General features: G+C 63.8%; 19 protein-coding genes and 1 pseudogene. 12 read left to right on the top strand and 8 right to left on the bottom strand.

What is annotated here, in order from left to right:
• Positions 1–63 precede the first annotated feature (63 nt).
• The 7 genes and pseudogenes from mnmA (at position 64) to ABIE53_RS03895 (ending at position 8,564) form a co-directional block, all read left to right on the top strand.
• Positions 64–1,209 (top strand): tRNA 2-thiouridine(34) synthase MnmA, encoded by a 1,146-nt coding sequence (gene mnmA, locus ABIE53_RS03925; protein WP_006047934.1) that lies wholly within the window; start codon positions 64–66, stop codon positions 1,207–1,209.
• A gap of 175 nt (positions 1,210–1,384) precedes the next feature.
• Positions 1,385–2,995, top strand: a complete 1,611-nt coding sequence (locus ABIE53_RS03920) for an FMN-binding glutamate synthase family protein (protein WP_006047935.1) — start codon at positions 1,385–1,387, stop codon at positions 2,993–2,995.
• A 146-nt stretch (positions 2,996–3,141) separates the two neighbouring features.
• Positions 3,142–4,149: a glycine--tRNA ligase subunit alpha gene (glyQ, locus tag ABIE53_RS03915; protein WP_006047936.1), complete on the top strand. Its 1,008-nt coding sequence runs from the start codon at positions 3,142–3,144 to the stop codon at positions 4,147–4,149.
• A gap of 15 nt (positions 4,150–4,164) precedes the next feature.
• Positions 4,165–6,267: a glycine--tRNA ligase subunit beta gene (gene glyS / locus ABIE53_RS03910; RefSeq protein ID WP_192700023.1), complete on the top strand. Its 2,103-nt coding sequence runs from the start codon at positions 4,165–4,167 to the stop codon at positions 6,265–6,267.
• Positions 6,268–6,277: 10 nt separating this feature from the next.
• Positions 6,278–6,832, top strand: a complete 555-nt coding sequence (gene gmhB / locus ABIE53_RS03905; protein WP_006047938.1) for a D-glycero-beta-D-manno-heptose 1,7-bisphosphate 7-phosphatase — start codon at positions 6,278–6,280, stop codon at positions 6,830–6,832.
• A gap of 40 nt (positions 6,833–6,872) precedes the next feature.
• Positions 6,873–7,631, top strand: coding sequence for a lysophospholipid acyltransferase family protein (locus ABIE53_RS03900; protein ID WP_006047939.1), 759 nt, complete (start codon positions 6,873–6,875; stop codon positions 7,629–7,631).
• Between the two features lie 44 nt (positions 7,632–7,675).
• Positions 7,676–8,564 (top strand): annotated as a pseudogene (locus tag ABIE53_RS03895) (M48 family metallopeptidase).
• A gap of 15 nt (positions 8,565–8,579) precedes the next feature.
• On the opposite strand, the gene gloA reads toward ABIE53_RS03895, so the two are convergent.
• On the bottom strand, positions 8,580–8,966 hold the full coding sequence (gloA, locus tag ABIE53_RS03890) for a lactoylglutathione lyase (RefSeq protein WP_006047941.1): 387 nt from the start codon (positions 8,964–8,966) through the stop codon (positions 8,580–8,582).
• Between the two features lie 111 nt (positions 8,967–9,077).
• On the bottom strand, positions 9,078–10,190 hold the full coding sequence (locus tag ABIE53_RS03885; protein ID WP_192700022.1) for a porin: 1,113 nt from the start codon (positions 10,188–10,190) through the stop codon (positions 9,078–9,080).
• Between the two features lie 354 nt (positions 10,191–10,544).
• Between ABIE53_RS03885 and ABIE53_RS03880 the strand changes: the two genes are divergently transcribed.
• Positions 10,545–11,480, top strand: coding sequence for a DMT family transporter (locus ABIE53_RS03880; RefSeq protein WP_029970460.1), 936 nt, complete (start codon positions 10,545–10,547; stop codon positions 11,478–11,480).
• Between the two features lie 88 nt (positions 11,481–11,568).
• Here the strand turns inward: ABIE53_RS03880 and rsmA are convergent, their stop codons facing one another.
• From rsmA to ABIE53_RS03860, 4 genes are all read right to left on the bottom strand, one after another.
• Entirely contained in the window at positions 11,569–12,399 is an 831-nt protein-coding gene (gene rsmA, locus ABIE53_RS03875; RefSeq protein ID WP_114155796.1) for a 16S rRNA (adenine(1518)-N(6)/adenine(1519)-N(6))-dimethyltransferase RsmA, read from the bottom strand.
• Positions 12,400–12,469: 70 nt separating this feature from the next.
• Complete coding sequence (pdxA, locus tag ABIE53_RS03870) at positions 12,470–13,480, bottom strand: 4-hydroxythreonine-4-phosphate dehydrogenase PdxA (protein WP_192700021.1); 1,011 nt, start codon at positions 13,478–13,480, stop codon at positions 12,470–12,472.
• 5 nt (positions 13,481–13,485) lie between these two features.
• Positions 13,486–14,847, bottom strand: a complete 1,362-nt coding sequence (locus ABIE53_RS03865; RefSeq protein ID WP_006047946.1) for a peptidylprolyl isomerase — start codon at positions 14,845–14,847, stop codon at positions 13,486–13,488.
• 67 nt (positions 14,848–14,914) lie between these two features.
• Positions 14,915–17,281, bottom strand: a complete 2,367-nt coding sequence (locus tag ABIE53_RS03860; RefSeq protein WP_029970463.1) for an LPS-assembly protein LptD — start codon at positions 17,279–17,281, stop codon at positions 14,915–14,917.
• A gap of 220 nt (positions 17,282–17,501) precedes the next feature.
• Between ABIE53_RS03860 and ABIE53_RS03855 the strand changes: the two genes are divergently transcribed.
• Together ABIE53_RS03855 and murU are read left to right on the top strand one after the other, a co-directional pair.
• Positions 17,502–18,614 carry an aminoglycoside phosphotransferase family protein gene (locus ABIE53_RS03855; protein WP_192700020.1) on the top strand — a complete coding sequence of 371 codons (1,113 nt, stop codon included), beginning with the start codon at positions 17,502–17,504 and terminating at the stop codon, positions 18,612–18,614.
• 9 nt (positions 18,615–18,623) lie between these two features.
• A complete protein-coding gene (murU, locus tag ABIE53_RS03850) occupies positions 18,624–19,331 on the top strand; it encodes an N-acetylmuramate alpha-1-phosphate uridylyltransferase MurU (RefSeq protein ID WP_114155793.1) in 708 nt (235 codons plus the stop codon).
• Positions 19,332–19,361: 30 nt separating this feature from the next.
• On the opposite strand, the gene ABIE53_RS03845 is transcribed toward murU, so the two are convergent.
• Positions 19,362–21,272 carry an ABCB family ABC transporter ATP-binding protein/permease gene (locus tag ABIE53_RS03845; protein ID WP_006047950.1) on the bottom strand — a complete coding sequence of 637 codons (1,911 nt, stop codon included), beginning with the start codon at positions 21,270–21,272 and terminating at the stop codon, positions 19,362–19,364.
• A gap of 294 nt (positions 21,273–21,566) precedes the next feature.
• Between ABIE53_RS03845 and ABIE53_RS03840 the strand changes: the two genes are divergently transcribed.
• Positions 21,567–21,962 (top strand): acyl-CoA thioesterase, encoded by a 396-nt coding sequence (locus ABIE53_RS03840; RefSeq protein ID WP_006047951.1) that lies wholly within the window; start codon positions 21,567–21,569, stop codon positions 21,960–21,962.
• Between the two features lie 52 nt (positions 21,963–22,014).
• On the opposite strand, the gene ABIE53_RS03835 is transcribed toward ABIE53_RS03840, so the two are convergent.
• On the bottom strand, positions 22,015–22,935 hold the full coding sequence (locus ABIE53_RS03835) for a LysR substrate-binding domain-containing protein (RefSeq protein WP_192700019.1): 921 nt from the start codon (positions 22,933–22,935) through the stop codon (positions 22,015–22,017).
• A gap of 168 nt (positions 22,936–23,103) precedes the next feature.
• Here ABIE53_RS03835 and ABIE53_RS03830 point away from each other — a divergent pair, with 168 nt between their 5' ends.
• On the top strand, positions 23,104–23,718 hold the full coding sequence (locus ABIE53_RS03830; protein ID WP_192700018.1) for a glutathione S-transferase: 615 nt from the start codon (positions 23,104–23,106) through the stop codon (positions 23,716–23,718).
• The last annotated feature ends 20 nt before the right edge of the window (positions 23,719–23,738 follow it).

Here is a 23,738-nt window from a genome sequence, read left to right as displayed (position 1 = left end):
CAAGCCGCCACAAGCGGCCATCTCCACGATCCATGAAGTCACGCAGTACCCAGTGAGCATCTTATGAGCAAGCAGAAAGTCGTAGTAGGCATGTCGGGCGGCGTCGATTCGTCGGTCACCGCGTGGCTGCTGAAGGAACAGGGCTACGACGTGGTCGGCCTCTTCATGAAGAACTGGGAAGACGACGACGACAGCGAATACTGCTCGACGCGCCAGGACTGGATCGACGTGGTGTCGGTGGCGGACCTGATCGGCATCGACGTCGAAGCGGTCAACTTCGCGGCCGAATACAAGGACCGCGTGTTCGCCGAATTCCTGCGCGAATATTCGGCAGGCCGCACGCCGAATCCGGACGTGCTGTGCAACGCCGAAATCAAGTTCAAGGCCTTCCTCGATCACGCGATGTCGCTCGGTGCGGAAACCATCGCGACCGGCCACTATGCGCGCGTGCGCGAAAACAATGGCCGCTTCGAACTGCTGAAAGCGTTCGACCATACGAAGGATCAATCGTACTTTCTGCATCGGCTGAATCAGGCGCAGTTGTCGAAAACGCTGTTTCCGCTCGGCGAAATTCCGAAGACGAAAGTGCGCGAAATCGCCGAACAGATCGCGCTGCCCAATGCGAAGAAGAAGGATTCGACCGGCATCTGCTTTATCGGCGAGCGGCCGTTTCGCGACTTCCTGAACCGCTATCTGCCGACCCAACCCGGCCCGATGAAAACCACCGACGGCAAAGTGGTCGGCGAGCACATCGGCCTAGCCTTCTATACGTTCGGGCAGCGCAAGGGCATCGGCCTCGGCGGCAGCAAGGACGGCAGCGGCGAGCCGTGGTTCGTCGCGGGCAAGGACATTCCTTCGAACACGCTGTATGTCGCGCAAGGGCACGATCATCCGTGGCTGTTGAGCCATACGCTGAGCGCGGGCAACACGAGCTGGGTCGCGGGCGAGCCGCCGGCGGAAGGCTTCGCGTGCGGCGCGAAGACCCGCTACCGGCAAGCGGACGCGCGCTGCACGTTCAGCCGCGCGAATCAGCGCGAAGGTCTGTTCGAACTCACCTTCGACGATGCGCAATGGGCTGTCACACCGGGGCAATCGGCCGTGCTTTACGATGGCGACGTGTGCCTCGGCGGCGGCATCATCGAACACGCGGCGACCGGGCAGCCGGCCGTGCGCGAGCCGCAAAAGGCGGCACTGCTGAGCGCGCGCTAGCTTGCTGCGTTTCGCTCGCCGACTTCAACTCAGCAAGCCTTTGCACGACGTTTAAACCTCACAACGACCCGCTCACGTCTTCCCGACAGGCAGTCGCTCGTTTTTCCCACGGTGGATCTGCCTGTGCTCCGCGCCCGGCAATCGCTCCGTGACGATTCACTGCACCGGAGTCCTCATGTTTTCTCGACGTTATCTGGCCATGTGGAGCGCCATCGCGCTCCTCGGTTTGTCCACGGCGCTCGCCGCGACGCAACACGTTTCGTGGTTGTGGATCGTCGTGCCGCTCGCGCTCGTCGCGCTCGGCATCTTCGATCTGACGCAACAGCGCCACGCGATTCTGCGCAACTATCCGCTGTGGGGTCATTTCCGTTTTCTGTTCGAGTTCATCCGCCCGGAAATCCGCCAGTATTTCGTCGAAAACGATACCGACGAAAAACCGTTCTCGCGCGCTCAACGCAGCATCGTCTATCAGCGCGCGAAGAACGACGTCGACAGCCGGCCCTACGGCACCGAACTCGACGTGAAGGCCGTCGCGCACGAATGGATCAGCCACTCGCTCGCGCCGACCACGCTCGATAGCCACGACTTTCGCATCGTGGTCGGCGCCGATCGCGCACAGCCTTATTCGATGTCGATCTTCAACGTCTCGGCGATGAGCTTCGGCTCGTTGTCGGCGAACGCGATCATGGCGCTGAACCTCGGCGCGAAGAAAGGCAACTTCGCGCACGACACCGGCGAAGGCTCGATGTCGAAGTATCACCGCGAGCATGGCGGCGACATCATCTGGGAAATCGCGTCGGGTTACTTCGGCTGCCGAAACGACGACGGCACGTTCAGCGCCGACAAATTCGCGAAGCAGGCCGCCGAGCCGCAAGTGAAAATGATCGAGGTGAAGCTGTCGCAAGGTGCGAAGCCCGGTCACGGCGGCGTGCTGCCCGCCGCGAAGATCACGCCGGAAATCGCGGAAACGCGCGGCGTGCCGATGGGCCGCGATTGCATTTCGCCGGCCACGCATTCGGAGTTTTCGACGCCGCGCGGGCTGCTCGAATTCGTCGATCGGCTGCGCACACTGTCGGGCGGCAAGCCGACCGGCTTCAAGCTGTGCATCGGGCATCCGTGGGAATTCTTCGGCATTGCGAAGGCGATGCTCGAGACGGGCATTCTGCCGGACTTCATCGTCGTGGACGGCGCCGAGGGCGGCACCGGCGCGGCGCCGCTCGAGTTCACCGATCACGTCGGCGTGCCGTTGCAGGAAGGCTTGCTGCTCGTGCACAACACGCTGGTCGGCATCGGCTTGCGGCAGCGGATTCGCATCGGCGCGAGCGGCAAGATGATTACCGCGTTCGACATCACGAAGACGCTCGCGATCGGCGCGGACTGGGTCAACGCGGCGCGCGGCTTCATGTTCGCGGTCGGCTGCATTCAGGCGCAGACGTGCCACACCGGACGCTGCCCGACCGGCGTCGCGACGCAAGACCCGGTGCGCCAGCGCGCGCTCGTCGTGCCGGACAAGGCCGACCGCGTATTCAGCTTCCATCACAACACGCTGCATGCGCTGAAGGAGATCGTTCAGGCTGCAGGCTTGAAGCATCCTGCGGAACTGCGCGCGCATCACATCGTGCGACGTGTGTCGTCGCATGAGGTGCAGTTGATGTCCGAGCTGCTGAAGTATCTCGAGCCGAACGATCTTCTCAACGGGAATTATCGTTACTCGTTGTATGAGAAATGGTGGCCGGTTGCGCAAAGCGATTCGTTTTCGCCGAAGGTGGAGTTGGCGGTGGCGTGAAGGCCTCCGCTGACGAGAGTCGCTCCCCCTCCCAAAACGGACACCCCCCCGCCTTTCCGTTAAAATCTCCGGTTTAGCACTTCGCTCCACGGCCGCCCCGCGCGCTCACGCGCCCGCGGCGCGGCCCCATGCCCGAAAGGCACTTCATGCTCACGTTTCAGCAAATCATCCTGACACTGCAGTCCTATTGGGATAAGCAGGGTTGCGCGTTGCTCCAGCCGATCGACATGGAAGTCGGCGCGGGCACCTCGCACGTCCACACCTTCCTGCGCGCGATCGGCCCTGAGCCGTGGCGCGCCGCGTACGTGCAGCCGTCGCGCCGCCCGAAAGACGGCCGCTATGGCGAGAATCCGAACCGTCTGCAGCATTACTACCAATACCAGGTCGTGCTGAAGCCGGCGCCGGAAAATATCCTCGATCTGTATCTCGGCTCGCTCGAAGCGCTCGGCTTCGATCTGAAGCAGAACGACGTGCGCTTTGTCGAAGACGACTGGGAAAACCCCACGCTCGGCGCCTGGGGCCTCGGCTGGGAAGTGTGGCTAAACGGCATGGAAGTGACGCAATTCACGTACTTCCAGCAGGTCGGCGGTCTGGATTGCAAGCCGGTGCTCGGCGAAATCACCTACGGCCTCGAGCGTCTCGCGATGTATCTGCAAAAGGTCGAGAACGTCTACGACCTCATCTGGACCGAGTGGGAAGAGCAAGGCCCGAACGGCCCGGAAACGCGGCGCCTCACCTACGGCGACGTGTACCACCAGAACGAAGTCGAACAGTCCACGTACAACTTCGAGCACGCGAACGTCGATCTGCTGTTCACGTTCTTCAACAGCTACGAAGCGGAAGCGAAGCGCATGATCGAAGCGCAGATCGCATTGCCCGCCTATGAACTCGTGCTGAAGGCCGGCCACACGTTCAACCTGCTCGACGCGCGCGGCGCGATTTCCGTGACGGAGCGCGCGGCCTACATCGGCCGGATTCGCGCGCTGTCGCGTCTTGTCGCGCAGGCTTATTACGATTCGCGCGAGAAGCTCGGCTTCCCGATGCTCGGCAATCCGGTGCACGGCGTGCCCGGCCTCACGACCGACGAGCAGGACGCCGCCATGCCGGCGTGGGCGCCGCCGCTGAAAGTCGAACGCAAGATCGACCAGGACTGACGAGAACATCAAGAAATGACTCAATCCCATCAAGCTACCCTGCTGGTCGAACTGCTGACCGAGGAACTGCCGCCCAAGGCGCTCGCCCGTCTCGGCGACGCTTTTGCCGAAGGCATCGCGGAACGCCTCGCCGGGCGCGATCTGATCGAAGGCCAACTGTCGTTCGAACGTTATGCGACGCCGCGCCGCCTCGCGGTCACGGTGAAAAACGTGCGCACGGTCGCGCCGGAAAAACACGTCCGCGAAAAAGTGCTGCCGGTTTCCGTCGCGCTCGATAAAGACGGCCAGCCCACCGCGCCGCTCGCGAAGAAACTGGCCGCGCTCGGCTTCCCCGATTTTTCCATTAGCGACCTCGAACGCGCGCAAGACGGCAAGGCCGAAGCCTTCTTCCTGCGCTATGCCGCGCCGGGTGCGACGCTCGCGGAAGGCTTGCAAGCCGCGCTCGACGAAACGCTCAGCAAGCTGCCCATTCCGAAGGTGATGACCTATCAGCGTCCCGACGGCTCGAACGTGCAGTTCGTGCGTCCGGCGCATCGGCTCACCGCGCTGCATGGCGACCAGGTGGTGCCGGTCAGCGCGCTCGGCATCGACGCCGACGACACCACGCTCGGCCATCGCTTCCTGTCCGAAGGTTTCGTGCAGATCCAGCACGCCGATTCCTACGCGGACACGCTGATGCACAAAGGCCGCGTGGTCCCGAACTTCGCTGATCGCAAGGAAACGATCCGCACGCATCTGCTCGCGCACGCTGACGGCGACCAGGTCGTGATGCCCGAATCGCTGCTCGATGAAGTGACGTCGCTGGTCGAATGGCCGGTGGTCTACGCATGCCGTTTCGAGGACGAATTCCTGCAAGTGCCGCAGGAATGTCTGATCCTCACGATGCAGACGAATCAGAAATACTTCGCGCTGACCGATGCGAACGGCAAGCTGCGCTCGCGCTTCCTGATCGTGTCGAACATTGGAACGGCCACGCCGGGCGACATTATCGAAGGCAACGAACGTGTGGTGCGTCCGCGTCTTGCCGACGCGAAGTTCTTCTTCGAGCAGGACAAGAAGAAGCCGCTCGCCGATCGCGTGCCGCTGCTTGCGAACGTCGTGTATCACAACAAGCTCGGCTCGGCGCTGCAACGTGTTGAGCGGGTCGAAGCGCTGGCCGGTGCGATCGCCGCGTTGATCGGCGCCGACGTCGCGCTCGCCAAACGTGCCGCGCGTCTCGCGAAGGCGGATTTGATCACCGACATGGTCGGCGAATTCCCCGAGCTGCAAGGCACGATGGGCACGTACTACGCGCGCCACGACGGCGAGCCGGAAGAAGTGGCGCTCGCATGCTCGGAACACTATCAGCCGCGTTTCTCGGGCGACGCGTTGCCGGGCACAGCGACCGGTACGGTCGTCGCGCTCGCCGACAAACTGGAAACGCTGGTCGGCATCTGGGGCATCGGCCTGCAACCCACCGGCGAAAAAGACCCGTTCGCGCTGCGCCGTCATGCGCTCGGCGTGCTGCGCATCCTGGTCGAAAAGCAACTGGCCGTGGACTTCGTCGAACTGCTGCGCACCGCTTACGCGCAGTTCGCCGCGGTGCCGAACGTCGCCGATTCGACGCAAGCCATTTACGACTTCAGCATGGATCGTCTGCGCGGTTTGCTGCGCGAACGCGGCCACGCGCCGGGCGAAATCGACGCGGTGCTCGCGCTCAATCCGACGCGCCTCGACGACATCGTCGCGCGTCTCGATGCCGTGCGAGAATTTGCGGCGTTGCCCGAAGCGGCATCGCTCGCGGCAGCCAACAAGCGCATCTCGAACATTCTGAAGAAGTCGGAAAGCGCTAGCGCGAGCGGCGGCGTGCAGCCGGCGTTGTTAGTTGAAGCGGCGGAAAAAGCGCTGCATGCGCAGCTCGAGCAGGTTGCGCCGCGCGTGCAGTCGCAACTCGCCGCACGCGACTACACCGGCGCGCTGACCGCGCTCGCCGCGCTGCGCGAACCGGTCGACACTTTCTTTAACGACGTGATGGTCAACGCGGAAGATCCGTCGCTGCGTGCAAACCGCCTGGCCCTGCTCGGCGCGCTGCATCAGCAGATGAATTGCGTCGCGGACATTTCCCGGCTCGCCGCCTGAGCCGCACGCCATGCCGACCAAGAAAGTAGTCATCCTCGACCGCGACGGCGTGATCAACGTCGATTCGGACGCGTTCATCAAGTCGCCGGACGAGTGGGTCGCGCTGCCGGGCTCGCTCGAAGCGATCGCGCGTCTGAGCCAGGCGGGCTATCGCGTGGCGATCGCGACGAACCAGTCGGGCATCGGCCGGGGTCTGTTCGACATGAACGCGCTCAACGCGATGCATCTGAAGATGCATCGCATGGCGGCTTCGGTCGGCGGGCGCATCGACGCGGTGTTCTTCTGCCCGCACACGGCGGAAGATCACTGCGAATGCCGCAAGCCGAAGGCCGGCATGCTGAAGATGATCAACGAGCGTTTCGAGGTCGCCCCCGAGAACACGCCGGTAGTCGGCGACGCGATGCGCGATCTGCAAGCGGGCGCGTCGCTCGGCCATCCGGTTCATCTGGTGCTGACGGGCAAGGGCCGCAAAACACTCGCGGCCGGCGGACTGCCGGAAGGCACCACGGTCCACGACGATCTGCGCGCGTTCGTGCTCGACTTCCTCGCCGACGCTCAAGAGTGACGCGCACGTCGCGCGTCCCCAACCCTCACAGACCACGCCGATGCGCTTCATTCGTTCCTTGCTGCTGCTGATCTACTTCGTCGTATTCACGGTGCCCTACGCGACCGCGTGCTTCATCGCGTTTCCGTTCATGCGCGCCGACAAGCGCTACTGGATGGCGGCGGGCTGGTGCCGTGTCACGGTCATCGTCGCTCGCTGGCTGACCGGCATCCGCTACACGCTCGAAGGCATGGAGAACCTGCCCAACGGTCCGGCCGTGCTGCTGTCGAAGCATCAATCGGCATGGGAGACGCTCGCGTTTCCCGCACTGATGCCGCGGCCGCTGTGCTATGTGTTCAAGCGCGAGTTGCTGTACGTGCCGTTTTTCGGCTGGGCGCTCGGTCTCCTGAAGATGGTTCACATCGACCGCAAGGAAGGCAAATACGCGTTCGAGTCGGTCATCAGGCAAGGCAAGGCGCGCATGGCGGAAGGCGCATGGGTCATCATGTTTCCGGAAGGCACGCGCACGCCGACTGGCAAGCAGGGCAAGTACAAGACCGGCGGCGCGCGCTTCGCGATCGCCACCGGCGCGCCAGTCGTGCCGATCGCGCACAACGCCGGACGCGTGTGGCCTCGCAACTCGTTTCTCAAATATGCGGGTATAGTCACAGTGTCAATCGGCAAGCCGATCGACACCACGGGGCTCACGCCCGATGAAGTGAACACGCGCGTCGAACAGTGGATCGAAGCTGAAATGCGTCGCATCGATCCCACTGCGTATCGCGCGGCGGATAGCAGTTCCGCCGCCGCACCAATCTGACGCGCCCACGCCCTCGAAGGCGTACTTGCGCGAAGCCGAATCCGATGCAGAAGTCTCCTACGCCGCAGCCCGCCGCGGCGCTCGATAACCGGCAACTCGATCTCCCGCTCTTCGCCGAGCCGGGTTCGACGTCGTCGTCTCCTTCGCCGTCCGCACCTACCGCGACGCCTCACGGGCAGCAGCCCGCTGTCCCGCTTGCACCCGACGGCAGCAAGCTGCGCAAACTGGTGATCGGCTCACGCACGCTGCATTACGCGCTCAAGCGTTCGGCGCGCCGCTCGATTGGCTTTGCCATCGACAGCACCGGCCTCACGATCACGGCGCCGCGCTGGGTCACGCTCGCCGATATCGAAACCGCGATCACCGAGAAGCAGCGCTGGATTTTCACGAAGCTGATCGAATGGCAAACGCGCGTCGAACAGCGCGCGTTGCCGAAGGTCGACTGGAAAGACGGCGCGCAAGTGCCCTATCTCGGTCAGCCGGTGCATGTGAGGCTCGGCTCGCCGCAAGGCACGCTCGCGTTCAGCGCGGAAGATTCCGCGCTGCAAGTGCCGCTGCCTTTGCAAGCCGATCCGCAGCAGATCAAGGACCGCGTGCAAGGCTGGTTGCAGGGCGAAGCGAAGCGTGTGTTCGGCGAGCGCCTTGCAATTTACGCGGAGAAGCTGGGCGTCAACTATCGCGCGTACGCGCTTTCGTCAGCGGCCACGCGCTGGGGCAGTTGTTCGAGCGACGGCAAGATTCGCCTGAACTGGCGGCTGATTCACTTCCCGCTTTCGATTATCGATTACGTGGTTGCGCACGAACTCGCGCATCTGCGGGAAAATGAACCACAGCCCGCGCTTCTGGCAAACGGTCGAATCGATCTTCCCGGAATTTCGCGAAGCGCGGCAGACGCTCAAGTCGCATCCGCCTGAATTGCTGCCGACGCTTTAAGGCCCGTGGCCCGCGTTACTTCTTCTTCTGGATGAACTCGATCTTGTAGCCGTCCGGATCGGTCACGAATGCGATCACGGTCGTGCCGTGTTTCATCGGGCCCGCTTCGCGCACGACTGTGCCGCCTTGCGCCTTGATTTTTTCGCAGGCGGCGTAGGCGTCTTCCACTTCCACGGCGAGATGGCCGAAACCGTTGCCGAGGTCATAGGACGGCGTGTCCCAGTTATGCGTCAATTCGATGACGGTGCCGTCGCGCTCATCCGTGTAGCCGACGAACGCCAGCGTGAACTTGCCATCCGGATAATCGTCGCGGCGCAGTAACTTCATGCCGAGCAGTTCGGTGTAAAACGCGATTGAACGATCCAGGTCGCCGACCCGGAGCATGGTGTGAAGCAGGCGCATCGTGTACTCCCTGTTGCTTTGACGTCGAGACCGTCAATGTACCCGGAATCGCCCGCCGTTGCAGCGGACGCAATGCTCGCAATCGACGTGTGAAACGCGCTTCGCAAGGCTTCAGAACTGATGCCGCAGCCCCGCCATCAAGCCGATTTGCGAGCCTTTCTGCGCGAGGCCCACGGCATTCACGCCCTGCAATTGCGCGCCGATCAGGTCGCCGCGATACAGCGAATAATCGCCTTCGACGTAGACGTCCGTGCGCTTCGACAGGTTGTAGTCGGCGACGAGCTGGTATTGCCACGCCGAGCCGTCTTTCGCGGGAGTTTTGCCGTCCTGCAGGGTCCGCCAGACATTCGCCGCCACATGCCACGCGTTGCCGATCTGCTGCGTGATGCCGCCCATGAACATGCGTCGTCGCGAGAAGTCGGTGTACTTGAGCGCGGTCAGCGAGGCCGCGGAAAACGGTCCGTTGGCGAACGTGGAGAAACCGGCGTCGGCCCGATTGACGATGTAGCCTAGCGAAAAGCGCGTCTTGTCCCACGTGTACGAGCCGCCGAATGTCCACGCTTTCGCCGACGCGCCGTTGACCGAGTCTTTCGACTCCTCATACGCGCCGCCAACGCTGAACGGCCCTCCCGCCGGCGCATAGGCCGCCGCTGCGCCGATCTGGCTGCCGTACGAGTTGCCGGCGTTGCCGCCGAACGCGTAGCCCGCTGCAAAGGTGAGTCCGTTGTACTTCGCCTGATACTGCACCTGGTTGCTGGTCCAGATGCCGCCCGTCATCGTCACTTCGGGCTGAAAGCTGAAATCATACGGAATCCACGGATTGCTGCCGTAGCCGCCTACCGTGATGCCTTCGATCATCACGTTGTACTGACGGCCGAAAATCACCTGACCGTAGGAAGTGGAGCGCACACCGATCTGCGCTTCGTTGAAGAACGGCAAGGTCGGGTCACTCTGCCCGCTGTTGATGTAGATGCGGTTCTCGAGCTTGAAGAAGGTCGACCAGCCACCGCCCAGGTCCTCGACGCCCTTGAGCCCCCAGCGGCTTTGCGTCATGCCGCCGGTGCCGAGTCCGAGCGACGAATCGCCGGCCTTGTTGGCATGCGTCAGATAGCGCACGCTCTCGTCGACCACGCCGTACAGCGTCACGCTCGATTGGGCGTGCGCGGCCGGACAGCCGAGCGACATCAACGTGACAACGGCCGCGCCTCTGCTGAGGGTCATCATGTCGTTTCCTCGTATCGGCTCCGCTTTGCGCGGATAGAGTTTGACTGCTGACGCGGCGCAGCGTCCGCGAGGTCGGCTTCCTACAGAAGCCCGGAATCGGCGACACAGTGCGCACTAACGTACTGACAGGCAGTGCTCACGGCGCTGTCGTCGAACCTTAGCGCGAAATAACGACGGTAAGAAATAGGTGTTGCGCGAGGTGTTGCGCGGGCGTTGCGCAAAATCAGCAAAAGGACTTGCGAGTTATAGGAAGCACGCGTAGGCGGTGGGGGCATCGGCCGGGCGGGCCGGCGGGTTTGATATGGTACGTGCTGCGCCGTTCAACCGTCTTGCCTTCCTCTCACGACATCGCCCATGAGCACCACCGCCCTGCCCGCGCGCCGCGCCCCCGATGGCTTCGCCGTCCTGCTGATGGTCGGCTTGTGCGCGATCTGGGGCTTCCAGCAAGTCGCCATCAAAAGCACCAACGCCGCGTTGCCGCCGCTATTTCAGGCAGGCTTGCGCTCGACCATCGCGGCGTTGCTCGTGTGGGGCTGGGCTCGCTCGCGCGGCACGCCGCTCTTTCGCGACGACGGCACGCTCGCCGCAGGTCTGCTGGCGGGCGTCCTGTTCGCCGCCGAATTCGTGTGCATCTTCCTCGGGCTGACGCTGACCAGCGCGTCGCGCATGGCGGTCTTTCTGTACACCGCGCCGTGCTTTACGGCGCTCGGGCTGCACTGGTTCGTCGACGGCGAGCGGATGCGGCGCATCCAATGGATCGGCATTGTCGTCGCGTTTGCGGGCATCGCGCTGGCTTTCGCGGATGGCTTCCTGCATGGCGCCACGGCGAGCGGCTCGTCACTGGCCGCGGTGGCCGGCGACGCGCTCGGCGTGCTGGCAGGCGTCGCGTGGGCCGCGACGACCGTCGTGGTGCGCGCCACGCGGCTCGCGCAGTCGAGCGCGAGCAAGACGCTCTTCTATCAACTGACTGTGTCGGCCGTGGTCCTGCTCGTGATGGCGCTGGCGCTCGGCGAGGCGCATGTCGACACCGTCACGCCGCTCGCGGTCGCGAGCCTCGCGTATCAGGCGGTGGTAGTCGCGTTCGTCAGCTATCTAGTGTGGTTCTGGCTGCTCACGCGCTATGTCGCGTCGCGGCTGTCGGTGTTCTCGTTTCTGACACCGCTCTTTGGCGTGACCTTCGGCGTGCTGCTGCTCGGCGAGTCGTTCAGCTTGCGTTTTCTGATGGCCGCGGCGCTCGTGCTGACCGGTATCGCGCTCGTCAATGCGCCGGGGAAACGGGCGGGAGCGTAGCGCGCACTATCCGCTATACGCTCGCTATATGCCGGCTATAAAAGCGGCGAGGCGTCGCAAAGAAGCCAGGCCGCCACTGAGCCGCGTATCAGGCCTTGGCCGCCACGATCTGCGCGACGCGCACATATTCGGCGACCGGCACATCTTCGGCGCGGCGTTGCAGGTCGAAGCCGATCGCCTCGAAGTCGACGCGATCGCGGAATGCAGCCAGCGTGTTGCGCAGCATCTTGCGCCGCTGCGAGAAGGCAGCGGTGACCACCTCGCCGAGCACGCGCTCGTCCACGGGCGTCAGTTCGTGCGGCGCATATGGAATCATTCGCACGATCGCGGAATCGACTTTCGGCGGTGGCTGGAACGCCTCGGGCGGCACGTCGAGCTGCTTGTCGATCACATAGCGATATTGCAGCATCACCGAAAGACGGCTGAACGCCTTCGTGCCCGGCTCGGCCACCATCCGCTCCACCACCTCGTTTTGCAGCATGAAGTGCTGATCGATCACGCGAGGCGCGAACGACACGAGATGAAACAGCAGCGGGCTCGAAATGTTGTACGGCAGATTGCCGACAATGCGCAGCGACGGCGCGTCGCCAGGCGCGGCCAGCGAGCCGAAGTCGAACGCGAGCGCATCGCCCGCATGCAGTTCGAGCAGCTCGCCGAACTTGTTCTTCAGACGCCCGATCAGATCGCGGTCCAGCTCGACGGCATGCAGCGGCGCCTCGGGCGTGGCGAGCCGCTCGATCAGCGGCTGCGTGAGCGCGCCGAGCCCCGGCCCGATTTCGACCATGCGCTCGCCGCGTTGCGGCCGGATCACGTCGACGATCGAATCGATCACGCCCATGTCGACCAGAAAGTTCTGCCCGAAACGCTTGCGCGCGATATGACCTTGGTGGCGGCCCTGCTGCTGTCTGCTGGTGGACATCGAAGAAACGCTAAAGAAAGAGCACTGCTTGAAAAGAGACGACGCGCGAGGCTGCCGCGGCAGCGTTGAATCAGCCCGCGCGGCGATGTTGCGCCATGGACACCGCTGTGTCGATGGCGGCGATCAGGCTGCCCGCGTCGGCGCGGCCGGTGCCGGCGAGATCGAGCGCGGTGCCGTGATCGACCGACGTGCGGATGATCGGCAAGCCGAGCGTGATGTTGATGCCTTCGCCGAACGTCGCGTACTTCAGTACCGGCAAGCCCTGATCGTGGAACATGGCAAGCACGCAGTCGGCTTCGTCCAGATAACGCGGCTGAAACAGCGTGTCGGCCGGATAAGGACCGCGCGCGTCGATGCCTTCACCGTTAGCGAGCTTCAGCGCGGGCGAGATCACGTCGATTTCCTCGCGCCCGAGATAGCCGTTTTCGCCCGCGTGCGGGTTGAGCCCGGTCACGAGAATGCGCGGCGCGGGCAAGCCGAAGTGATGCCGCAAGTCGTGATCGACAATGCGCAACGTTTCGACGAGACCTTGCTGCGTCAACGCGGCGGAAACATCTTTCAGCGGCAGATGCGTGGTCGCGAGCGCGACCCGCAACGGACGCTTGCCGGTGCCCGCCAGCATCATCACCACGCGCGGCGTGTGCGTGCGCTCGGCGAGATATTCGGTATGGCCGGTAAAGGGCACGCCGGCGTCGTTAATCGTGCTCTTTTGCAGCGGCGCGGTGACGATCGCGTCGAAGGTGCCGGCCATTGCGCCGTCGATTGCGCTGTCCAGCAGATCGAGCACATAGCGCCCATTGGCCGCGTTCAGTTTGCCCGCGACCGCCGGCGCGCCGAGCGGCCGATGCTGCACGCTAATGCGCCCCGCCTGCGCGGCGAGCGCGCTCCAGTCGACACCCACTGCGCGCGCGCGTTCGGCGAGCAGCGTTGAATCGCCCAGCACCGTGAACTGTGCGCCGGGCCAATGCGCCGCCGCGCCCGCGAGCGCCTGCGCCGTGAGTTCGGGACCGACGCCGGCCGGCTCGCCGGTCGTGATCGCGATCTGCAACGGCAAACGGGCGGACTGGGCGGCGGTGTTCATGACGATTACCGAATGCTCGACAGATCAGGCTTGACTTCGACGTACGCAGTATCGCGCAGTTCGCGCAGCCAGTCGGCGTAAGCCTGTTCGGCCTTGCGCTGACCGATCGCCTGGCGCGCAAGATCCATTTGCTGTGCAATCGAGCCTTGCGCTTCGCGGCGCTCCAGCACCTGAATCAGGTGATAACCGTATTCGCTGCGCACCGGGTCGCTGATCTGGCCGTCCTGCAGCGAGTTCATCGCGCGCTCGAATTCGGGCACCGTCTCGCCGGGGCTGATCCAGCCCAGGTCGCCGCCTTGCGACGACGAACCGTCTTGCGAATAGGTGCTGGCGAACTTCGAGAAGTCGCCGCCCGCGGCGATTTCCTTCCTGATTTCGAGCAGCTTCTGACGCGCTTGCGGCTCGGACATGCCGTCGCCGACGCGCAGCAGAATGTGGCGCACATGCGTTTGCACGAGCTTCGGCGCATCGGAACTCGTGCCCTGACCGGCACGGCGATCGACGAGACGCACGACCTCGAAGCCGTCGCTGGTGCGGATCACTTCCGGATTGACCTGGCCCGGACGCAGCGCCGACGCCGCCTTGACGAACTCCGGCGGCAGCTTCGACGGCGCCGCATAGCCCATGTCGCCGCCCTTCGACGCATCCGGCGCCTGCGAATTCGACTTCGCGAGTTTTTCGAAGTTGGCACCGCCCTTCGCCTCGGCGAGCAATGCCTCGGCCTTCTTCTGAGCCGCCTCGATATCGGGTTGCGGCGCGTTCAGCGGCGCCTTCAGCAGAATGTGCTCCAGGTGCAGGTCGCTCGTCGCGCCCGCGTTCGGGCCGCGCTGACTTGCGATGTAGTTCGCGACTTCCGCGTCCGACACCGTGACCTTGCTGTCCACTTCCTTCTCACGCAGACGCGAGAGCGTCAGTTCGGTACGCGCGTCGCTCGTGAACGTGGTCCAGGGCACGCCTTGCGCCTCGATACGCGCGCGGTAGACGTCGAGCGACAGGTTGTTCGCCTGCGCGAGCCGCTCCAGCGTTTTCTGCACGGCTGCGTCGTCGATATTGATGCCGTCTTCCTTCGCCTTCTGCAACTGGATGCGTTCCAGCACCATCTGGTTGAGCACCTGCTGACGCAACTGGTCGGCCGGCGGGATCGGCGCGTTTTGCTGGTTCAGCCGGCGCGTGATGAGGCTCACGCGTTCTTCGAGTTCACGCCGCGTGATGACACCGTTGTTGACCACTGCGGCGATCGTGTCGACCGTCTGGCCGCGGTTGCCGGCAAGCGCCTGCGCGTGCACCGGCGCCACCGACAGGAAAGACGCCACGGCGGCGAGACCTGCCGCGAGCGTTGCCAAGCGAAGCTTTTTCATGATTGCCACAGATACTCCAATGATGTCGGGCACGCCTGGCCCGTCTTTTCGCATTCGATGAACGACCGGGCGAGCGTCATTCGTAATTGATGAACCGCGACTCCGGCGGCGGCGGTGGCGGCAGCGGCGTATAGCCCGCCACGCTGCTGCGGAACGCGGCAATCAGCCCGTTGTCGACGCTCGACAAGCCCTTGAACGTCAACTGCGCGAGAAAGCGCGTGCTCGACTGGTGCTGCCCCGACGTATTCAGCCCGTTTGCGTAGCGCTGAAGACCCGCGCCGAGCGTCCAGCAATCTGCGTCGTACTGCAGACCAACGAGTCCGTCGACGATGCGATGTCCGCCCAGATCGTAATTGAAGCGCCCGACACCGAACACCCGATGCGCCAGCGGCCATTGCCCCGACACCAGCACCTGGTTGATAGGCTCGTTGTCGAGCGTGGTGTTCGCGCGCGTGTACCGATACGCGACGTTGAGCACCTTGCCGGTTGCCGGACTGAATCCGAAGCCGACGCTCGTCTTGACCAGCTGGTTGTTGTCGGCATTATATTGGAACGCAGTTTCCGACGCGAAACCGGCCCCGAGCTTGAGCGACGCGCCCACGATCAGATCGGAATGCGTGGCCTGCGTGCTCGTCTGCGTCGGCGTCAGCGTGACGCGCTGATCGCGGAAATAGTACTGCTGCGCGATCACGAAGCGCGCGCGTTCGTCGCCCGTTGCCGGGTTGATGAAGCGCGTGGTGAGGGCCGCGGTCAGGCGGTTTGCATCCGCGATACGGTCGTTGCCGACGAACGTGTTCGGCGTGAAGATTTCGGCGAGCCCGAAGTCGGATTCCGCGGTATCGAAGAGCGGCGCTGACTGCTGGTTGCGATACGGCGTGTACACGTAGTACAGGCGCGGTTCCAGCGTCTGGATGTAATCCTCGCCGAAGAGCCGGACCGAGCGGTCGAAAATCAGACCGGTGTCGAACGTCAGCGTGGGGATCGATTCGGTGAAATTCTTCGGCGTGCCGGCGGGCACATCGTTGCTGATGTTGTTCAGGTTGTACGACGCGAAGTGCCACTGCACCTTCGGCGTGACGAAATAACCCGGCCCCACCACGGAGTACGAAATATACGGGTTGAACATCACCCGTTGACCCTGGGTCATGTCCGCGGTCGTGATGCGGAAATTCGTGTAGTCCGCTTCGGCGCCGAAGTCGAAGCCGCCCACGTTGTACTTCGCGTACCTCACGTTCAACTGCGGCTCGCGGCCATACGGCGCGACCGACGGCGTGAGCGTCTGCCAGTGCTGTTCGCGCGCGAGCACGGACCACGGGCCGTTGTTGTAGGTCAACCCGGCCTCCTGCTGATACAGGAGCTGGGTGCCGTTCATGAACTGATTCGACGACGACGACAGGTCTTCCGGATACGTATTGTCCGAAACCTTGTTGTAGTAGATATAGCCGCCGAACCCGTTGCCGAAGTTCTGGTTGTGCTGGATATACAGCGCGTAGCGGTTGGTCTTCGTCAGCCGGTCGTTCGGCAGGTACTCGCCGGTAATCGAGCCAGAATACGTGGGCGACAGATAGCGGAAGGTGCTTTGCAACTGCACGCCGCGCTTCGAAATGATCCGCGGCGTGACCGTCAGATCGCGATTCGGCGCGATGTTGAAGTAATACGGCACCGACAGTTCGAAACCGTTCGTCGAACTGAGCGAGAAGGTGGGCGGCAAGATACCGCTGCGCCGCTCGCCCGACAGCGGAAACGAGAGCCACGGCGACGCGAACACCGGCACGCCCTGGAAAAACAGCACGCTATTGTAGGCCACGCCTTCGTCGGCACCGGTATCGAAATCGAACTCGCTGCCCTTGATATACCACGCCGGATTATCCGCGCACGCGCAGGCCGTGTAGGTGCCCTTCGTGAACACCGAGCGCTCGTTGTCGAGCAGATCGACGCGCTCCGCGCTGCCCGAACCGCCCGTCACGTTGAAGTGATACTTGGGCGCGGTCATGAAGCCTTCGCTCGAATCCACGCGCATGTGCGCCTCGGGCCCCGCGAAGGTTGTACCGTTGTTGCTGATGTGAACCTGGCCGTATGCATCGGCCATGTCCGAGTCCTGATCGTAATGCAGCGCGTCGGACTTGATGACGACCGTACCGCGGCGCACTTCGGCCGCGCCCTTGACGGCCATGTCCTGGTCCGTCGTGCCGTTGGTCGAATCGCCGAGCACGAACGTGGCCGGCTTTTGTCCCGGCTGCAGCACATGGTCTTCGAGTTGCGGAGCGAGTTGCATGCCCCACGGTGGATCGATTGGCTGCGGCTGCGCCGCCTCACCGACCAATTGGGCGTGAGCAAGCGCGGGCACGAGGCCCGGAACGGCGATCAACGCCGCGACGAGCCGCCTTTTGCGCGGCATCGCGGCACAAGAGGGATTCGTTTGGGAAAGCTGTCTAGGCGGCATGTATCGTTTGGCGAATCGGCCCGTCCGTCAGCTTTTGCAGTCACGATCCACCGCCTGCACACCACGACCGTGACAGTCGGCTGCACACAATATTTACAATCTCCGAACGGTGAGGCGGGCGGTAAAGCGGAATACGCGAAAGCTGGCGTGAGTCGCGTCAAAAAAGTCGTGGGGTATTATATGGCAAGACGTTGTCCCTCTGAATTTGCCGCCGGTTTTCATGACGCTGCCCCCTTCCCAAGACTTCACACACCATCCCGCCGACAGCCGCCTCGAACTGCTCAAGGCCTGGCTGCAAGGCCACGCGGCCCGTTATGCACTCGACATCAGCACGCTCGCGCCCGCTTCGTCCGACGCGAGCTTTCGCCGCTATTTCCGGCTCGCCGGTAAGGCGGCGGAAGGCGAAAACGCCGGCACGCTGATCGCGGTCGACGCGCCGCCGCCCGAAAAATGCCGCGAGTTCGTGCAGGTCGCGCAGTTGCTCGAAGCGGCCAACGTGCATGTGCCGCGCATCCTCGAAGTGGATTTCGACGCGGGCTTGATGCTCGTCACCGATCTCGGCACCGCGTCGTACCTCGGCGCGCTCACGGCCGCGCAAAACGATAACGATCCGCGCCGCGCACGCACGCTGATGCGCGACGCGCTCGACGCGCTGATCCGCTGGCAACTGACATCGCGCGAAGACGTGCTGCCGCCGTTCGACGAAGCGTTCCTGCGCCGCGAGATGGAGCTGATGCCGGAGTGGTTCATCGGCAGGCACCTGGGGCGCGAGGTCGACGACAATACGCGCGGCCTGCTCGACCGCACGTTCGCGCTGCTGATCGCGAGCGCGCGGGCGCAGCCGCAAGTGTTCATGCTGCGCGATTTCATGCCGCGCAATCTGATGGTGTGCGCAGCGCCAGGCGCGGCCGGCGAAGCAAGCCGCGCGGCCAACCCCGGCGTGCTCGACTTCCAGGACGCGGTACACGGCCCAATCACTTACGACGTCGCGTCGTTGCTGCGCGACGCCTTCCTCAGTTGGGACGAGGAGTTCGAGCTCGATTGCTTCGTCTACTACTGGGAACGCGCGAAGAAAGCCGGCCTGCCCGTCGATCCCGATTTCGGCGAGTTCTATCGGCAGATCGAATGGATGGGTCTGCAACGGCATATCAAGGTGCTGGGTCTCTTCTGCCGCATCAATTACCGCGACAGCAAGGCGCATTACATGAACGACTTGCCGCGCTTCATCGGCTATGCGCGCAAGGTGGCCGAACGTTATGCACCGCTGCGTCAGTTCGGCAAGCTGCTCGACGATCTCGAAGGCCGCGCGAATGAAATCGGCTACACGTTCTGAACAATCACAATGCCTCTGAAGAAAGCGATGATTTTCGCCGCGGGCCGCGGCGAGCGCATGCGTCCGTTGACCGACGCGTGTCCGAAGCCTTTACTCGAAGCGGGCGGCAAGCCGCTGATTGTCTGGCAGATCGAACGGCTCGCGCGGGCGGGCTTTGAAACCATCGTGATCAATCACGCGTGGCTCGGCGAGCAGATCGAAGCCGCGCTCGGCGACGGTTCACGCTGGCACGTCGAACTGCGCTATTCGCCCGAGCGTGAAGCACTCGAGACCGCGGGCGGCATCGTGCAGGCGCTTACGCTGATCGAAGATAACGGGGCAAGCGAAGTGTTCGTCGCGGTGAGCGGCGACGTGTACGCGGACTTCGATTACAGCAGGTTGAGCGCGCGCGCCGACGCATTGAAGGCTTTGCCCGAGCCGGGCATGCATCTCGTCATGGTGCCGAATCCGCCGTTTCATCCGAACGGAGACTTTGCGCTCAAGGACGATGTGTTGTCGCTCGACGGCGCGCCGCGCTTCACGTTCGGCAATATCGGACTCTACGACACGCGCATGTTCCGCGATCTTCCGCGTGGCACGCGACGCGCGCTCACGCCGTATTACCGCGAAACGATCGCACGCGGTCTTGCGACCGGCGAGTTATACGAAGGCTTGTGGGAAAACGTCGGCACGCCGGCGCAGCTTCAGCAACTCGATGAGCGGTTGCGGTCGCGCTGAGATCGCGGTGCGGTCGCGCTGAGTTTGCGTTCAACGCGCCGGCAGTTCCGCGCTGTCAGGCATCGCAGCCGCGCCGGCACTCTCCACCGCTTCCGACGTCTCAGCCGCGCGTTGCTGCTGCAACGCCCACATCTGCGCGAACAGGCCGTTTGCGCGCAACAGTTCGGCATGCGTGCCGCGCTCGACGATGCGCCCCTTGTCCATCACGATGATCTGCTGAGCGTGCACGACCGTCGACAGCCGGTGCGCGATGATCAGCGTCGTGCGTTCGCGCGCGATCTGATCAAGCTCGTGCTGGATCGCGCGTTCCGAACGTGAATCGAGTGCGGAGGTCGCCTCGTCGAACAGTAGAATCGGCGGATTCTTCAGGATGGTCCGCGCAATCGCGACGCGCTGCTTCTCGCCGCCCGAGAGCTTCAGGCCGCGCTCGCCGACCGGCGTGTCATAGCCTTTCGGCAGTCCTTCGATGAACTCGTGGATATGCGCCGCGCGCGCCGCCGCGATCACTTCGTCGCGCGTCGCCGAAGGCCGTCCATAAGCGATGTTGTAGTAGATCGAATCGTTGAACAGCACCGTGTCCTGCGGCACCGTGCCGATCGACGCGCGCAGCGATGCCTGCGCGACGTCGCGAATATCCTGACCGTCGATGGTGATCGCGCCGCCCGTCGCGCGGTCCAGATCGTAGAAGCGGAACATCAGCCGCGCGAGCGTCGACTTGCCCGAGCCGCTATGCCCGACCACGGCCGTCGTGGTGCCCGCCGCAATCGTGAAGCTCACGTCGTGCAGAATCTGCCGCGCCGGCTCGTACGAAAAGTTGACGTGCTCGAAACGCACTTGCCCGCCGCTCACTCGCAGCGCGGGCGCGCCGGGCACATCGGGCACTTCCTGCGCGGCGCCGAGCAGCGTGAACATGCGGTCCATGTCGGTGAGACTTTGCTTCAGCTCGCGATACACGACGCCGAGAAAATTCAGCGGAATATAAAGCTGCAGCATGAACGTGTTGATCAGCACGAGATCGCCGAGCGTGAGGCGCCCGGCCATCACGCCTTCGGTCGCGCGCCACAGAATGAACACGAGCCCCGTGCCGATGATCGCCTGCTGCCCGAAGTTCAGCGCCGACAGCGAGCGCTGCGACTTGATCGCCGCGGTGCGATAGCGCTTCAGGTTCTCGTCGTAACGGCTCGCTTCCCACTCTTCATTGCCGAAGTATTTGACGGTTTCATAGTTGAGCAAGGAGTCGATGGCACGCGAGTTCGCCTTCGAATCGAGCTCGTTCATCGTGCGGCGAAAATGCGTGCGCCACTCGGTCACCTTCACCGTGAAGACGATGTACACGGCCAGCGCCACGAACGTGACCGCGGCGTAATACGCCTCGTATTTGACGACGAAAAAGCCAAGCACGAGGCCGACTTCGACGAGCGTCGGCAGAATGCTGTACAGCGAATACGAAATGAGTTGCGTGATGCCGCGCGTGCCGCGTTCGATGTCGCGCGACATGCCGCCCGTTTGCCGCTCGAGATGAAAGCGCAACGACAGGCCATGCAGATGCCGGAACACCTTGAGCGCGAGTTGCCGCACGGCGCTTTCGGTGACTTTCGAAAAGAGGATTTCGCGCAACTCGGTGAAGAGCGACGTGGAGAGCCGCACCACCGCATAGGCGACCACCAGCAAGCCGACGCCGCCGAGCAGCACGATGCCCGGCGAATCGTGCGCGCGGCCAAGCGCCGTGAGATGCTGCACGGACGCGAGACTGTCGACGATCCGCTTCATCACGATCGGCACGCCGAGGTTGGCGATCTTCGCGCCGATCAGGCAGCTCAGCGCGAACGCGACGCGCCATTTGTAGGTGGCGAGATACGGCAGCAGAGACAGGATCGTCTGCCAGTCGTTGCGCGGCTGGGTGGAAATCGGCGAGGGTTCGGACGGAAGCGAGCGGCGCATGGATTGGGCTGGGGAGATATGGAAATGCCGGAGTTCGCAGCGGCCGCGACCGCCACGCGCGCGCCGCCAACTGCCGGCGCACGGGGCCTCGTCGCGACCTGACTGGGCGCTTTCCCGTACAATTCCTGATCGTTCTATTGTCGCAGAAGCCGGCTGGCGCCGCTTTTCATCGGCGAGGCGGCTCGTTATGGCTGGACGTTGGGCGCGGCTCTGCTGTTTGGCAATGTCCGCGGCTTGCGTCGTGAGCCGCGCCGGCCAGGCGAATCAAACCAACACGCGTTTCCAGGGTACTTGATGACCGATATTCTCCAACTCCCGCAAAAGCCTTGCGCGCTGCGCGTCATGCCGCAGCCGGCCGACGCCAATATCCACGGCGACGTGTTCGGCGGCTGGATCATGGCGCAGGTGGACATTGCCGGCTCGATCCCGGCAAGCCGCCGCGCGAACGGGCGAGTCGCGACCATCGCGGTCAATTCGTTCCTCTTCAAGCAGCCGGTGTTCGTCGGCGATCTGCTGAGCTTTTATGCGGACATCGTGAAGACGGGCAATACGTCCATCACCGTTTCCGTCGAGGTCTACGCGCAACGTATGAGCCTCGCGGAAGACATCGTCAAAGTGACGGAGGCCACGCTGACCTACGTCGCCACCGACAGCGACCGCCGCCCGCGCGCACTGCCCGCGCTCGACTGAAACGCGCCGGACCCGCCCCAACGCGCCGAACCCGCCTGACCGCAGCGCGGCGCTATTTATCCCCAAGCGCCGCATTCGCGCGCAGATACGCGTCGACCTGTCCTTCGATCCACTGCGCGAAATGCGCCTGCTGCGCAGTGAGCGTTTCGCGCTGCTGCCACACAAGCCAGTACGGATAGCGATAAGGCACGCGAACCCGCGTGATCTGCACCAGCTCGCCGCGCGCAAGCGCGTGCGCGACCAGGCTGCGCCGCTCGAGCGCAACGCCCTGGCCGAGCAATACCGCGCCGATCACCACGTTCGAATCGTTCGCGGACAACACCACGCGCGCGGCATCCGGTTGCGCGACCTTCGCGGCTTCGCACCAGTCGGCCCACGGCGCGTCGGGACTCGAAATCAGCGGACACGCGATCACCTCTTCGGCCGTCACCGGCAAGCGGCCACCTGGCGCGAGCGCGAAATGCGGCGCGGCGACCACGATCATTTCATCGTCGAATAGCTTTTGATGCGCGACGTCGGGCCAATGGCCCTGGCCCATGCGAATGCCGACATCGCTCGCACCGTGGCGCAAATCTTCAAGCTGCAAACTCGTCACGAGACGAACGCGGTAATACGGATGCGCGTCGCGAAAGTCGGGCAGACGCGGCACGAGCCAATGTTGCGCGAACGACGGCAACGTTGCTATCACCAGTTCGCTGTCGTGCGGACGCGCGAGCACGCGGCGCGTGGCCTGCGTGATGTCGCGCAGCGCCGCGCGGATCTCGAGCGCGTAGAGACGGCCTTCGTCGGTCGGACGCAGACCGCGCGCCTCGCGTACGAAAAGCGCGACGCCCATCGCCTCTTCGAGTACCTTGATCTGCTGGCTCACCGCCGAATGCGTGACGTGCAACTCGCGGGCCGCCTGCGTGACGCCGCCGAGGCGCGCGACGGCCTCGAAGCAGCGCAGAGCGGTCAAGGGCGGAATGCGTTTCATGTAAGAGATTCTGACGTAAACCGTCGAATAATTTCGCTTTTTCTGCCGCGCCGCGATGCTTAATCTATTGCGGTGAAGCGCGCCGCATGGACGCGGCGGGACGCGGCGACAGGCAACGAGCGCCGCGACCCCACGGCGCATGATGATAGAACGTCTAACGGGACAGACATGAAACTGATCGGAATGCTCGACTCGCCTTACGTGCGCCGGGTCGCTATCTGTATGAAGATGCTCGGGCTCCAGTTCGAGCACGCGCCCATCTCGGTGTTCAGCACCTACGACCAGTTCGCGGCCATCAACCCGGTCGTCAAGGCGCCGACGCTCGTCGCCGACAACGGCAAGACGGTGATGGACTCGACGGTGATCCTGCAATATCTCGCGTCGCTGGCCGGTCCGAAGCAGCGGCTATTTCCGTCGCATCCGGACGACTGCCTGCGCGCCGCGCGCCTGACCGGCCTCTCGCTCGCCGCATGCGACAAGAGCGTGCAGATCGTCTACGAACGCAACCTGCGGCCGGCCGACAAGCAGCATGAGCCGTGGATGGACCGTGTGCGTGCGCAAGTGCTCGCCGCCTACGCCGAGCTCGAACAGGAAGCTGCGGCGGCGCCCTTGCCGACCGAGGCCGAGCGCTTCGGCGCGGCCGAAGTCACGGTCGCCGTCGCGTGGAATTTCACGCAGATGATGCTGCCGCAGATCGTCAGCGCAAGCGCGCACCCGCATTTGCAGGCGTTTTCGGCGGCAGCGGAACAGTTGCCGGTTTTCGTGAGTACGCCAGCGGTGTGAGCGCGGCGCAGGCGTTAGCC

It is taken from the genome of Paraburkholderia sp. OAS925 (assembly GCF_040543975.1).
GTDB classification, from domain to species: Bacteria; Pseudomonadota; Gammaproteobacteria; order Burkholderiales; family Burkholderiaceae; genus Paraburkholderia; species Paraburkholderia graminis.
This window is presented reverse-complemented; position numbering and strand designations above follow the sequence as displayed.

What these genes read in the sequence shown, in the direction of transcription:
- ABIE53_RS03855 (WP_192700020.1), top strand. Translation starts at nt 17,502, where the DNA reads ATGACGCTGCCCCCTTCCCAAGACTTCACACACCATCCCGCCGACAGC.
- gmhB (WP_006047938.1), top strand. Translation starts at nt 6,278, where the DNA reads ATGCCGACCAAGAAAGTAGTCATCCTCGACCGCGACGGCGTGATCAAC.
- ABIE53_RS03830 (WP_192700018.1), top strand. Translation starts at nt 23,104, where the DNA reads ATGAAACTGATCGGAATGCTCGACTCGCCTTACGTGCGCCGGGTCGCT.
- ABIE53_RS03900 (WP_006047939.1), top strand. Translation starts at nt 6,873, where the DNA reads ATGCGCTTCATTCGTTCCTTGCTGCTGCTGATCTACTTCGTCGTATTC.
- murU (WP_114155793.1), top strand. Translation starts at nt 18,624, where the DNA reads ATGCCTCTGAAGAAAGCGATGATTTTCGCCGCGGGCCGCGGCGAGCGC.
- ABIE53_RS03920 (WP_006047935.1), top strand. Translation starts at nt 1,385, where the DNA reads ATGTTTTCTCGACGTTATCTGGCCATGTGGAGCGCCATCGCGCTCCTC.
- glyQ (WP_006047936.1), top strand. Translation starts at nt 3,142, where the DNA reads ATGCTCACGTTTCAGCAAATCATCCTGACACTGCAGTCCTATTGGGAT.
- rsmA (WP_114155796.1), bottom strand. Translation starts at nt 12,399, where the DNA reads ATGTCCACCAGCAGACAGCAGCAGGGCCGCCACCAAGGTCATATCGCG.
- ABIE53_RS03835 (WP_192700019.1), bottom strand. Translation starts at nt 22,935, where the DNA reads ATGAAACGCATTCCGCCCTTGACCGCTCTGCGCTGCTTCGAGGCCGTC.
- pdxA (WP_192700021.1), bottom strand. Translation starts at nt 13,480, where the DNA reads ATGAACACCGCCGCCCAGTCCGCCCGTTTGCCGTTGCAGATCGCGATC.
- ABIE53_RS03860 (WP_029970463.1), bottom strand. Translation starts at nt 17,281, where the DNA reads ATGCCGCCTAGACAGCTTTCCCAAACGAATCCCTCTTGTGCCGCGATG.
- mnmA (WP_006047934.1), top strand. Translation starts at nt 64, where the DNA reads ATGAGCAAGCAGAAAGTCGTAGTAGGCATGTCGGGCGGCGTCGATTCG.
- ABIE53_RS03880 (WP_029970460.1), top strand. Translation starts at nt 10,545, where the DNA reads ATGAGCACCACCGCCCTGCCCGCGCGCCGCGCCCCCGATGGCTTCGCC.
- glyS (WP_192700023.1), top strand. Translation starts at nt 4,165, where the DNA reads ATGACTCAATCCCATCAAGCTACCCTGCTGGTCGAACTGCTGACCGAG.
- ABIE53_RS03845 (WP_006047950.1), bottom strand. Translation starts at nt 21,272, where the DNA reads ATGCGCCGCTCGCTTCCGTCCGAACCCTCGCCGATTTCCACCCAGCCG.
- ABIE53_RS03840 (WP_006047951.1), top strand. Translation starts at nt 21,567, where the DNA reads ATGACCGATATTCTCCAACTCCCGCAAAAGCCTTGCGCGCTGCGCGTC.
- ABIE53_RS03885 (WP_192700022.1), bottom strand. Translation starts at nt 10,190, where the DNA reads ATGATGACCCTCAGCAGAGGCGCGGCCGTTGTCACGTTGATGTCGCTC.
- gloA (WP_006047941.1), bottom strand. Translation starts at nt 8,966, where the DNA reads ATGCGCCTGCTTCACACCATGCTCCGGGTCGGCGACCTGGATCGTTCA.